Here is a 12880-nt window from a genome sequence, read left to right on the forward strand (position 1 = left end):
CTTTTTATATCATCTTTCGGCAAAAATGATTGCGAAAGAGACTGACCGTTCTTCCATATTCGTGCAAAGGATGATATAATTTAGAAAATCTTAATAAGAATTTTTATTTTTAACAAATAATCTTAATTGTTTTTCATTCTGAGTTTTAAGTTTAAGTGCTAGTGAAATGCGATAATGAATTGTATTTCATTCTTTCCTGTATACATTACAAGGGTGCATTACGGAGAGTACCATGGACGATTTATCTAACTTTTTTAAGAACCTTCTGCAAAATGCAAAAGGCTTTTTGCTGCAAATCAAAAACCGGATTCCCAATCTGCGCTGGCAATTACAGAATAACAAGCCGGCAGTTTTTCTTTGCATTGCGGTGCTGGGCATCCTTCTTTTTTCGTCCCTTAAAGGTCTGATCAAAAGCCCGGCTTCCGCAGACCGCAAGCAAATAAAAGTGGAAGTCCACACCAAAGTGCTGGCTGCGGGCCCCATGTACAAAACCGTCACCCTGTTCGGCCAGACCAACGCCGCCGCCAAAATCGTTGTGGTGAACAAGTACGCGGGCATGATCACAGACGTGCAAAAAGACTTGGGGGACAAAGTTTCCGCCGGAGATGTGCTGGCCCAGCAGGATTTAAAGGATATTAACATTCAGGTCAACCGGGCGGAAGCGGATTACAAATCTTATGATGCCTACACAGAACGGTATGACGCGACCTTTAATTCCAATTACCAGAAATATATAAGCGAATACAATCTGAAAAAAACAAATTTTGATCGTTACACGGAATTGTTTAAGAAAGGCGCCGTGTCCAAGCTGGCGCTGGATGAAGCAGAGCAGCAGATGCTCAGCGCCAAAGCCAACCTGGATTCTCTGACCAGCCAGAAACTGTTTGAAGGAAAACCGGCTTATGTGGCCGAACGGGCCCAACGGGCGGAACAACGGCGCAATTCCATGCTACTGCTGGAAAACCAGCGGGCGGATATGACCATCCGGGCGCCGCGGGACGGGGTCATCACCTTCCGCAACGCGGAAGCGGGCAGCTATGTGCAGGCGGGTTCCCACCTTTTTACCATCGTGGATAACAGCAGCCTGCATCTGGACTGCCAGGTTTCTGAGTACGATGCAGCCCTGCTAAAGACCGGGGAATCTGTTTCGGTTCTGGTGGAATCGCTGGGGAAAAAATATCCGGGAAAAATCACCTTTGTAAGCCCGGACAAAAGCAAAGAAACCAAAAACTACCTGGTTCGCGTCGCATTGGACAAAGCAGACGGCCAGCTGAAGTCCGGCATGTTCGCGAAGGGTTCCCTGCGCTTTCTGCAAAAAGATAAAGCGCTGTTCATTAATCGCAGCGCCGTATTAGAGCTAAACGGCAAGCAGTACGCTTTTGTATTAGGCGAGGATAAAAAGGCGCACCGCAAAATTATCCAGCCCGGCATACGCAATACGGAAGAACTGGAAATCGTAAGCGGCTTGAAAGCAGGAGACAAGGTCATCACCGACAACGTGTCCCGCCTGCGGGAAGGCCTGGAAGTTACCGATCTGGGCAAAAAGGATGAAGAAAAATGAATATAACCAAATTTTCCATCCAGCGCCCCATCGGCATTTCCATGATCTTTATGCTGATCACGGTGCTGGGTCTGTTCAGTTATTCCCACATCGGCGTGGAACTGCTACCGGATGTAGATTCTCCCTACATCAGCTGCGTGGTGCAATATCCCGGGGCCAGTACGGAATCGGTAGAACAGCAGCTGACCAAACCCATTGAAGACGCCATCTCCACGCTGGAAGGGGTCAAAGAGATTCGTTCCGTCAGCATGACGGGACGCTCGGAAGTGTTTATCGAACTTTCTCCGGAACTGGATCCCAACCTGATGTCCGTGGAAGCCACCAAACGTCTGAACAAGATCCGAAGCTCCCTGCCGGCGGATATTGACGAGCCTGTAGTGCTGAAGCGTTCGGCGGAAGAATACCCTGTTATAGAAATTGCGGTCACCGGCAAGCAGGATGCGGCAGACCTGCATGCAATGGCAGAAAACACCTTTAAGGAAAAGCTGCAGCAGGCAGAGGGTGTAGCCGACGTTTCCGTCACCGGCGGCGCAGAAAAGGAAATCGCGGTGCTGGTGAACCAGGAAAAGCTGAATTACTACAGCCTGACCCTGAAAGATATCACCGACGCCATCCGCAGTGAAAACACCATGGTTTCCGCCGGTTCCGTGTATTCGGAGAACCGGCAGGTTTCCGTGCGCCTGGATTCCCAGTATAAAACCGTTTCGGATATTGAACAGATCAGCCTGACCAAAAACGGCAGGACATTTTTGCTGCGGGACGTGGCAGACGTACAGGTAAAGAATAAACGAAGCTCCCGTTACGCCCGCATGGACGGCAGCGACGCGGTCTCCATGGAAGTGTACAAGACCAGCGGCAGCAATATCGTGGATACCGCGGATAACGTATTAAAGAAACTGGAGGAACTGCGCAAAAGTTATCCTGATTACACTTTCACCCTGGTCTATAACCAAGCGACCTTTGTCAAAAATTCCCTGAACAACACGCTGCGCACCTTACTGGAAGGCCTGGTCACCACCGGTCTGGTCCTGTATCTCTTCCTGCGTGGCTGGCGTTCTGCCTCCGCGGTCATGATCGCTATCCCCACTTCCCTGATTGCCACCTTCTTTTTGATGTATGCCGCAGGATTCACTTTCAATATGATGTCCCTTATGGGCATGGCCACCTGTATCGGCATTTTAGTGGACGACTCCATTGTCGTCCTGGAAAACATCCACCGTTTCCTGCAAAACGGATACAATGCCAGAGACGCCGCGGAGCAGGGACGTATGCAGATCGGCATGGCAGCGATCGCCATGACCCTGTGTGACGTGGTCGTGTTTTTGCCCATCGCTTTCATGCAGAGCGCTACGGGTCAGCTGTTCCGCCAGTTCGGTCTCACCATTGTATTCGCCACCCTCATGTCGCTGGTAGTTTCCTTTACGCTGACTCCCATGATGGCCTCGAAACTGTATGCCGGCGGCCTGGAAGAACCGCAGGGAAAAGTCTGGGACTTTTTTGACAATCTGGAGCGGAATACCATCCGTCGTTATGAAGTATTGCTGCGGAACTGCCTGCAGCATCCCAAAAAACTGCTGACAGGCATCATCGCCCTGTTTTTATGCAGCCTGCTACTGATCCCGTTAGGCATCGTGGGCGCCGAGTACATGCCCAAAACAGATGAAAGCGCGCTGCAGGTCAATGTGGAACTGCCTATCGGTTCCAACGCCCAGCAGACTAACGAAGTGCTGCTGCTCTTTGACGATTACCTGCGCACTATCCCGGAAATCAAACACCATATGTCCTATGTGACTACCCTGGAGCGCAACGGCAAAATCTCCATCACGTTATACAGCAAAAACGAACGTTCCCGCAGCGTCTGGACCATTGCGGAAGACATCCGCGCCTTTGCCCGGAATAATCTGGGCAGCGCCAGGGCCCGGGTCAATGTCATCCAATCTTCTGTAGCCGGCGTTTCCGGCGGCCGCAATCTGGTGCGTTCACCTTTGCAGATAGAATTAAAAGGCTCCAGCATGGAAGTTCTGGCGGAAGAATCCGCCAAAGTGGAAAAAATTTTAAGAGAAACAAACGGCGTCAAGGACGTAAAAAATTCTTATGTAGAAGGAAATCCGGAACTGAAAGTAGTGGTTGACCGGGACAAGCTGGAATATTACGGCGTCAGTTTAAGCCAGGTGCTTCGGTCCTTTGCCTCTGCCATCACCGGGCAGCGGGCGGGCGTACTGGCCAACGATGAAAACAACCATGGCAAGGATACGGATATCAATGTCCGCTTTGCGGGAGGCGAAGGCTACCAGATGGATGAACTGAAGTCCATCCCCATCCCCGCTAAGACAGGCAGCGTATATCTTGGAGACATTGCGGAAATCAAAGAAACGGTAGGCCCCACCACCATCCGGCGCCTGAACAAGGAACGCTTCATCAACGTGCAGGCTAACCTGACAGACCGGCCCCTGAACGAAGTGAAACAGGAAGTTGAACAAAAAATAAAAGCGGCCAGCCTGCGCTGCCGCTATGAATTCTCCGGCCAGACGGCCACCATGAATACTTCCTTTAAGGAAATGATCATGGCCCTCACCATGTCTCTTCTATTAATATATCTGTTGCTGGCGGTTCTGTATGAATCTGTCTTTACTCCCTTTATCCGGATGTTCTCTTTGCCTCTGGGTATCATCGGTTCCATCTTCTTCCTGCTGTTCACCAACAACACCATCAACCTGTATTCGCTGATCGGTATTCTGGTGATGGACGGCCTTGTCGCCAAAAACGGCACGTTGCTGTTAGACTACACTCTTACCCGGATTCACGAAGGCATTTCTCCTCTGGAAGCTGTAGTAGAAGCCGGCAAAGTCCGGCTGAAACCTATCTTCATGACCGCTATAACTATGGTAGTCGGCATGCTGCCCACCGCCCTGAGCCTTTCAGAAGGTTCTGAGACCCGGGTCAGCATGGCCTGGGTCATCATCGGCGGCATGATTACATCAACGGTGTTTACGTTGTTTGTGATACCGGTTCTGTTCCTCTGGCTGAAGAAACGGTTCCCGAAGAGGATATAAGGAAGCAAAATTTTAGAGCAGCGCTGATTAACTTCAGCACTGCTCTTTTTGATTTGTTCGTAGAAATATCTGATACAGGAAAAATCACCCCGTATCAGATTTCACTGCAGAAATTCACTTCCCTTTCAGTCTTCCAACTGCATCGGCACGACAGTGATTACAGTGCTTCATCTGCCGGATCTTTTTACCGCAGGTTTGCCGCAGTTTTTCAATCTGTTCACAAGACGGCGGTTTTTCTTTTTCCAATTCACTGCCATGCACCGGCAGCAACGGGATGATGTTCATAACATCACATTGCAACTCGTCCGCCAGGTTTGCTACCTTTTCAATCTGGTCCAGGTTGATTCCGTCAATCGCTACACAGTTAATTTTGATAAACAGGCCCAGTTTTTTAGCGGCCCGTATCCCCCCGACCTGCTGGCGAAAAAGCAGTTTGGCAGCTTCCACCCCTCTGAATTGCGTTCCTTTATAATTGACAAACGCATATAATTTTGCTCCGCATTCCGCTTCAACACAATTCACCGTCACCGTCACAAAACGCACGCCGCTCTCCAGCAGTTCCTCCGCATATTCCAGCAACAGTAATCCGTTTGTGGAAAGACACAAATACACTTCCGGATCCACGGCACGTATCTTCCGTAATGTTTCCTTTACAACCGGCCAGTTGGCCAGGGCATCTCCCGGCCCGGCAACACCGGCAACCGTAATTTCGGGGAATTGCTTCTTCTGGCTTAAGTACCAGTCAAGCGCCTCCACCGGTGTCATCACCAGCGCCGTCACCCCGGGCCGGCATTCGTTGGCACAGCAGTACTTGCGCAGACAGTACCGGCACTGAATGTTACAGGCAGGAGCCACCGGCAGATGGATCCGCGCGTACTGGTTCAGGCTTTCGGAAAAACAGGGATGCCTCGCAAAGTCATTTTCTCCTGCGCTGACACTGCTTTTAAAAATGTTTCCCTGTACAGTTGTGTTTGTTCTTCTGCTTTCCTGCGTCAAATGCAAAACCTCAACTTTTATACTGAACTTAATGAGACTCCTGTTAAATCCGTCTCTGCTTTTAATCCCGCAACGCCCGGAAGATTCCTTCCGCTTTATAGCGCACCCGCATTACCGCGTTCACGATCTGCTGGACGAGATACGCTGTGCCTTCCGCTCCCAACAGTGTCTGCCGTGTCAGGCAGACTTCGTCAACGACGGGATAAACGTAACGCACCAGTGGGAGTGAAAACCGCTCCGCCAGCTCTGCCTCAAAAGAAGAACCCAGCAACAGTACCGCATTGGAATGCTGTAATTCCGTTTCCAACTGATCCTGGTCGCCGGCATCTGCATCAAACCCGGCTGTAACATCCATCCCCAGTTCATCCTGCAGAAACCGCTTCATCCCGGGACGATGTGCCCGGTCGCCGGTAACCACTGCCGGAAGAAGGTACAGCGTCGTAAGGTACATGCCGCTGTATCGGACCACCCGGTCTGCTTCCTTTTCCATTTTGCGGATTTCTTCTGAAAAGTCCACCGACAGGCATTCTTCGAGTTTCTGTAAAAACATCCGCATACCCTGGATTCCATACGGATACTCACAGCGCAAATACGGGATGCCGAACTGCTCCCACATTATTTTCGCCAGTTTTTCCCCACGCCCGAAAACAATATTCATATCTGCCTGTCCCATACGGCTTATCTCTTTCGTGGTACATTGATGCGAAGCACAAAGGATTTCCAGCTTACCCGCAAACAACCGGCGCAGATACTGTAAATCATTGATGCTGTAAGGATCGCTGGCCATAATACCCAATATATTTACTGTAGGTAATTTCTTTGAAACAAAGTTCTGGTCCGCTGCACTGCCTGTTTCCCTTTTGATTTCGTTTTCTGCAGTTTCATGCCCTGCCATCAAAGGCAGCAAAGCCAGAAGCGCCCGTTCGATGCCGTCATTTTCGTTTCCCGCATAACCCGGCGCCGGAATATACAGTACCGTATGCTCCGGATGTTCCTCCTGCCAACGGTCCACCGCACTTTCCGTATCGTCCCCAATCATATTGGGGATGCAGCCACTGATCACAAAGATGACCTTTGCATCCGGATACAGCTGCGTTATATTATCCAGCCCCTGCGGAATCAGTTCCGTTCCGCCCTGTATCACATTTTCTTCATATACCACAGTGCTTGCCTGCCGGAAATCATCCGGCTGCTGCAGCATACCGGCAGCCAGAGAACCCCAGTGACAACCCACGACCGAATGCTGCAAAACCGCCCCGTCCCGGATGCCGGACAAAGCACGCGCCGCACCGATCAGGGCGCATCCGCTCATCGGTTTCATCGTTTCCGCAACCTCCACATCCTGGTATACATTTCCCTGGAAGCCCAGGTATTGCTGTCATCCGTTCGCAGCGGGTAAAAGACCGGATCATACTCCATCCGGTTCAACAACAAATGCCCGGGCGGTTCCTGCTGCCGCACCCTTGCGGCAAACTCCGCTGCCACTTCGGCAAAACTGTCATAGTCAAAAACGACCCTGTCCAGAAAGCCGGGCATTACCGGCTTGCCAAACTGCGCATAGCGGGGGTGGCTGCCGCAAATCAGAAACTCGCTGTCATCAATGATCTTTTGCATCTGTTCTGCCGATGGGTCCACCGTCAGGTCCGCATGGCAGTGATACAGCTCCATGGCCTCCCGGATCCTGCCGTAAAGCCGTTCCATCATTACAGAATCCACGGCAAAATCCCGCTGAAAATTTGGATTGGGGATCAGCAGGATATGGCGGAGCGGCACCCCGTCATCTGCTTCATAACATTTGATCAGCTCCGGCAATGCGGAAAGGCTGTTGGTGATCAGACAGAACCGGTGCCCGGAGAGTACCTGCTTCGATTCTTCCAGAAGTGGGCGGATCCTTGCCTCTTCTTCATCCAGCACCGCCTGCACACGGGGCAGGATGCCCAGCATCCGTCCTATGGTTTCATATAACTCCCGCATACCGTCCAGCCCGTGCCACTGGTACAGGTCGGCCACATGCAGATAAGGCGTGCCAAACGTTTCTTCCATAGCCATGGCCCATTTTTTCCGGCGCACCAGATTCAGCGCTGCCCGGGGCATCTGCCGGATCTGTTCCAGCCCGGCGGCAGGTAAGAACGCATTAACCCGGATTCCCATACTGGCCAGCAGGCCACTCATCCGTTTCAGCTTTTCCGTTCCGCCGTACCCCCAGATAAAACTTTCAATATTGATGGACAGCGGGTCTTTTGCCTGCGGTTCCATTACCTGGTCCACCAGCGCGTTCATGACTTCCACATAGCCGCACCCGCGGTAGTCGGCGCCGGAAAACTTCTGCTTACAGTTCTGCCGGGCCCGCTCCGCAATATTCTTCCGGGAATTGGTTTTATCCATATGGGAAAAAGCCTGGGATTTCACAATCACAAGCTTCGCTTTCACTTCTGCCTGCATATCCTGCGCAATACCATACAGGTCGTCATTGATGACATCCGAAACAACCGTCGGCAAAATGAAAATCATTTCCGGCTTCTTTGTCCTGTCGATTTCCGGCAACAGGCGGCGCAGCTTCCGTTCCCCTCCGAAAATGACATCCCGGTCCGTCAGACCGGCGCACTCCAGATTCGCAACCGGGCCGCTGCGGACACGTACGGTATTCCGGTAATGGAACCCGCAGCCCCGGGGTCCGTACATCACGGTAACCGCATGAGGGATTTCCTGTATGGCAGCCAGGCTGCCGGACTGTTTCCCGTTAACCCCCAGCCTGTGCAGCAGGGTAAAGGGCTTCATATCCAGAAACAGCATGTCGCTGTAGTATTCGTTCATCGGTTACTCCCGTCAAGATTGGTTATGTTGCTGCTAATAATAACGATTATTAACCTTTATTAATATTTTACCAAACTCAGCACTTTGTTAAAACATTTTGCGGTATATTTTTAGTATAAAGTAATTCAGAAAAATGAGCCGGAAATCTGGAAACCAATAATTCCAGATTTCCGGCTTTTGTTATATTATGTATTCTGCAAAATGTGGTTACAGTTTAAATTCCGCTGACAGGAAGAACGTTCTCGGGGTCGACAGGTAAACCTGATCGCCGCGTGCAACTACCCAGTAATCCTTGTTAAACAGGTTATAGCACATTGCGGACAATTTAACCGGGATCTTATTGATCTTGGTATTGTAGGTCACTCCTAAATCAACAACCGTATAGGCCGGTGCGTTCAGATGCCTGCTGGATGCCGTTACTGTACTGCTATTGTAATTTACAGTATAGAACGGTGTGCTTCCGGTATATGTGGCGCGGGCAATTGCGCTGAATTTCTCGTCTGCCTTGTATTCGATGGCAGCCGAGGCGCTCCACTTGCCCTGACCGGATTCTCTCTGTCCGTTCTTATAAGCTGCCGCCGCGCCCATGTTCTTATACTTGGCGTCCATGTATGCCAGGCCTATCATTGCATTCCACTTTTTCGCCAGCTTTCCGTTATAACTTAATTCCACGCCTTTATGGCTGATTTTACCATCCTGCACCAGATAGTTTTTACCATCCCGGTTCACGCTGATGTTGCTTGCCTGTTCGATATCAAAATAAGCTAAGGTAAACAATCCGTTTTTAGTTCCATACTTAACGCCAATTTCATTCTGTTTTGTCTTGGCCGGCGGCATGATTTCGCCCGCATTTGCATAACTTGCGCCCGCTTCTGCGCCAACATCAAAGTTTTCAGCATGATGCCCATATATCAGCCAATTTTCATCCGGCTTGTAACTTAAAGAATATGTCGGACAGGTTGCGTCTGATTTTACAGAATGATAGGTTTCAGTAGCAGTACTCCAGGACCGTGCATTAGCTTCATGTTTGTGAACGCCGATCATGGCATTCCATTTTTTATATTCAATATTATCTAATAAAGAAATACCCCAAATGGAAGTTTTGTTGTTAGGTCTTGTCGTATATCCAATCATCCTTGCATTGGCATCCTGGTTGATCGGCCCTGTATAAATATTGGCCTCTCCGAGATACCGTGTTCCCGGAACGGTAGTTGAACCGTTGCGGTTACGCCATGCTTTATCCAGAGAAAGAATTACTTCATGCTTCACGTCTCCCGTTTTAAACTTATTCCGTGAACCAATCTGCGCATAATAAGAGCGCTGCGGCGTAGCGCTGTTTGTCTGGATATAATCATAATTCCCCAAATCATCTGTAATCCAGTAAGAACTCATATTGGGAGAAACATTCTGGTTCAGCTTCTGGCGGCTGTAACCAAAGTTAGCAAACAGTGTCCAGTCTTTATTCACATACTGCTCATGATTCAATGTGGCAAACCAGCCATAACCTGCTTTCCAGGTTCCTTCGGCAGCATAGTTCCTGCCTCCTTTAGGAGCGTCAGGTACATAAGTAACGCCGGGAATGGTACGGGTTACTTTATTCCCGTCTGCATCCGTAACGGTAGCTGTCCCAGGGTTTGCGAGTTTAAACCAGCGGATGCCGTTGTAAATATCCAGATCCCTGTAATTTGCAAACAGGTTGGTGCTGCTATGTTTGCCTTTATGATCAATGTTGAGGGCAATGCCTTTCGCCTTCATATCGGCGTCATCTACAGCGGTCTCGCCGTTCAGCAGTTCGGTATTCAGACGGACGCCCCAGGATTTGTTTTTCCCAAAACGCTGACTGACGTCCAGATACTCACCAAAAGACCCTTTTCCGGAAAAAGTCTGTTTATATTTTATAAAATCTTCCATGCCCGCCCGCTTGGTACGTGCATTCACAATGCCGCCTGCCGTATTAGACTCATACTGCACACCGCTTGCCCCAAGCATGGAGTTCGGTCCGGATACAACATCAATCCCTTCCATAGCATACATCGGCAGGTTAAACTGGGTCATAACGCCATGAACACCATTAACATACATAGATGTACCGTTGGAACGAAATCCTCTTACGGAGAAATCTCCGTGTAAAACACTTCCTGAAGCACGTACAGAAGGAACCCCTACCAACGCTTTGTCTAACGGTTCATTGGGGCCCAAAAACAAATCCAGTGTTTTTTGGGAAACATTAGTAACACTGAACGGGGTATCCATCACATCTTTGTTGCCCAGAATGCCAACGGACCCGTTCGCGTTCACCATCTCTCCGGGCAAAGCTCTTTCACCTTCAACGATAATTTTTTCTAATTCAAAAGAATGTGTTGAAGGCTCTGCTGCAGCAGCCACAGCAGAATAGCCCATACCGAAAATTGCCAGCATTACGGAAACAGATAATGCTTTTCTTTTTCCTTTTAACATTTTAAGTTACCCCTTTCAGAATTACTTACAAATCGCCTTGTTTTAGATGATACACCTTATATTTGCTATAAGGTCAAGCCAAATTTTATATTTTTATTAATAATAATTACTATCTTTTTATATCTTGTAATATTTATTGATTACAAAAAATCCGGTTTCCCGGAAAAATTTTGAAGTTCGGGGAACCGGATAAACAGAAAGTATATAGTAACTATAACCTAGTAGTAATATATATCGATAATAGCGAATGCTGTTTCACTCTTTACAACTCTAAATACAACCGGTAAATCAAAAATCGTTAAAAGCTCTTATTAAATCACGGGTATACTGTTCCGATGGATGTTGAAACAGTTCCTCAACCGGTTGCAGTTCAAGCAGTTTTCCCTGTTCCATGACACCGATACGGTCACAAACCGCTTTTAATAAGGCAAGATCGTGGGAAACAAATAAAACCGTTATGGGGTATTCCTTTCTTATATTCCTCATAATTTCAATAATCTGCGCCTGCACCGAAACATCAAGCATGGACGTAGGTTCATCCAAAAGCAGCAACCTGGGGCGCAATAAAAGAAGCCTGCCCAGACAGATCCGTTGCAGTTCCCCGCCAGACAACTGGTGAGGATACCGGTCCAGCAGGTCCTTTTTCAATTGCAACATATCCAGAATACCCGGTATCTCTTTTAATGTAGCCTCCGGAAGCTGATGGATCAGAATCGGTTCTGCCAGGGATTCCCGTATGGTCTTTCTTGGATTTAATGCGGAAGCAGGATTTTGAAACAGCATCTGCATTACTTTTCTACTTTGCCGTAAGTCTGTTGGGGACAGTTGCAATAAATCTGTCCCATCCATAATGATAGTTCCGCTGTCGACAGGGGTCAGCCTCATAATACACCGGATCAGGGTTGATTTTCCCGAACCGCTTGCACCGGTCAGGCCCAGGACTTCCCCCTCCTGCACATCAAACGTGATATCCTGTAATATTATCTTTGTTTTTTTCTTAATCAGGCCTGTTTTATAACTCTTGCAGACATGCTTAACGGAAAGTATCGCCATTTTCCTGAACATACCTCCAACAACGGACAAAATGGGAGTCCTTTTCTACCATCTTCTGCTTTTCACTGCATCTGTCACAAAAAGACGGGCAGCGCGGCGCAAAAGAACAGCCGCTTGCCGACGCAGGCAGATCCGTTATGTCTCCCGGGATCGGCTTCATATCCTTATCCGGCTGGGCGGCAACCAATCCCCTGCTATACGGGTGCCCGGGCGAGGCAAAAAACTCACCTGTTCCGGCATACTCCACTATCTCCCCTGCATACATAACCGCAATATAATTGCTTAACCGTTCCGCCAGCCGCAGGTCATGGGTAATAAGCACCATGCCCATTCTCCGTTCCCGGGCAAGCTGGCACAAATTCAGGTAAACCTGCCTTCGCCCCATAGCATCCAGCCCCTTGGTCGGTTCATCTGCAATCAACCACTCCGGTTCCTCCACGGTCATAGCGCTGATCAACACACGCTGCGCCATACCGCCGGACAAGGCGCCAGGGTAACTCTGGCCTACAGTCTCTGCATTTTGCAGCCCAAAACGCCGCAACTGTTTTATCCCTATTTCCTGCAATCGTTCAGAAGGAAATGCTTTTCTGAAATCAAGTATTTCTGTTACAAAATCTCCGGTTTTTTGCAAAGGATCCATTGCTGAGACAGGATTTTGTGCCATCCAGCTGATACTTTTCCCTCTGATTTCACTCATCTCCGGCTCATCCAGCAAAAGAAGGTCGGTATCCCCATACAGAATACGGCCTGAAATGACCGCCTGCGGATCCAGCAGCCGCGCCAGTGCGGCGCCCAGGACAGACTTTCCGCTCCCAGACTCCCCTATAATTGCGGTAACAGTGCCCTGGACCAGACCCAGACTGATATTTTTCAAAACAGCCAGATTTTTCCCGTTGGTAACAAATGATACAGAGAGATCCCTGATTCTTATGTCCACTATGGCCCT

At 49.3% G+C, this 12880-nt stretch carries 8 protein-coding genes; 2 read left to right on the forward strand and 6 right to left on the reverse strand.

Annotated elements, in window-relative coordinates:
- Window positions 1-232: 232 nt before the first annotated feature.
- Both BM159_RS01750 and BM159_RS01755 read left to right on the forward strand, forming a co-directional pair.
- Complete coding sequence (locus BM159_RS01750) at window positions 233-1561, forward strand: efflux RND transporter periplasmic adaptor subunit (RefSeq protein WP_093912527.1); 1329 nt, start codon at window positions 233-235, stop codon at window positions 1559-1561.
- Window positions 1558-4614 (forward strand): efflux RND transporter permease subunit, encoded by a 3057-nt coding sequence (locus BM159_RS01755; protein ID WP_093912528.1) that lies wholly within the window; start codon window positions 1558-1560, stop codon window positions 4612-4614. The genes BM159_RS01750 and BM159_RS01755 overlap by 4 nt, the downstream gene beginning before the upstream one ends.
- A gap of 114 nt (window positions 4615-4728) precedes the next feature.
- Here the strand turns inward: BM159_RS01755 and BM159_RS01760 are convergent, their stop codons facing one another.
- The 6 genes from BM159_RS01760 to BM159_RS01785 form a co-directional block, all read right to left on the reverse strand.
- The gene (locus BM159_RS01760) at window positions 4729-5610 is read right to left on the reverse strand and encodes a radical SAM protein (protein ID WP_177205846.1); all 882 of its coding nucleotides are present in this window, start codon (window positions 5608-5610) and stop codon (window positions 4729-4731) included.
- A 61-nt stretch (window positions 5611-5671) separates the two neighbouring features.
- Entirely contained in the window at window positions 5672-6931 is a 1260-nt protein-coding gene (locus tag BM159_RS01765) for a nitrogenase component 1 (RefSeq protein ID WP_093912530.1), read from the reverse strand.
- On the reverse strand, window positions 6928-8424 hold the full coding sequence (locus BM159_RS01770) for a nitrogenase component 1 (protein ID WP_093912531.1): 1497 nt from the start codon (window positions 8422-8424) through the stop codon (window positions 6928-6930). Before BM159_RS01770 ends, BM159_RS01765 begins: the two co-directional genes overlap by 4 nt.
- Window positions 8425-8631: 207 nt before the next feature.
- On the reverse strand, window positions 8632-10881 hold the full coding sequence (locus tag BM159_RS01775) for a TonB-dependent receptor (protein WP_093912532.1): 2250 nt from the start codon (window positions 10879-10881) through the stop codon (window positions 8632-8634).
- Between the two features lie 288 nt (window positions 10882-11169).
- Window positions 11170-11934, reverse strand: a complete 765-nt coding sequence (locus tag BM159_RS01780) for an ABC transporter ATP-binding protein (RefSeq protein ID WP_177205847.1) — start codon at window positions 11932-11934, stop codon at window positions 11170-11172.
- Window positions 11915-12871: an ABC transporter ATP-binding protein gene (locus tag BM159_RS01785; protein WP_093912534.1), complete on the reverse strand. Its 957-nt coding sequence runs from the start codon at window positions 12869-12871 to the stop codon at window positions 11915-11917. Before BM159_RS01785 ends, BM159_RS01780 begins: the two co-directional genes overlap by 20 nt.
- Between the last annotated feature and the right edge of the window lie 9 nt (window positions 12872-12880).

This window comes from Succiniclasticum ruminis DSM 9236, from assembly GCF_900112895.1.
GTDB lineage: Bacteria > Bacillota > Negativicutes > Acidaminococcales > Acidaminococcaceae > Succiniclasticum > Succiniclasticum ruminis.

What these genes read in the sequence shown, in the direction of transcription:
- BM159_RS01750 (WP_093912527.1), top strand. Translation starts at nt 233, where the DNA reads ATGGACGATTTATCTAACTTTTTTAAGAACCTTCTGCAAAATGCAAAA.
- BM159_RS01755 (WP_093912528.1), top strand. Translation starts at nt 1,558, where the DNA reads ATGAATATAACCAAATTTTCCATCCAGCGCCCCATCGGCATTTCCATG.
- BM159_RS01765 (WP_093912530.1), bottom strand. Translation starts at nt 6,931, where the DNA reads ATGAAACCGATGAGCGGATGCGCCCTGATCGGTGCGGCGCGTGCTTTG.
- BM159_RS01770 (WP_093912531.1), bottom strand. Translation starts at nt 8,424, where the DNA reads ATGAACGAATACTACAGCGACATGCTGTTTCTGGATATGAAGCCCTTT.
- BM159_RS01775 (WP_093912532.1), bottom strand. Translation starts at nt 10,881, where the DNA reads ATGTTAAAAGGAAAAAGAAAAGCATTATCTGTTTCCGTAATGCTGGCA.
- BM159_RS01780 (WP_177205847.1), bottom strand. Translation starts at nt 11,934, where the DNA reads ATGGCGATACTTTCCGTTAAGCATGTCTGCAAGAGTTATAAAACAGGC.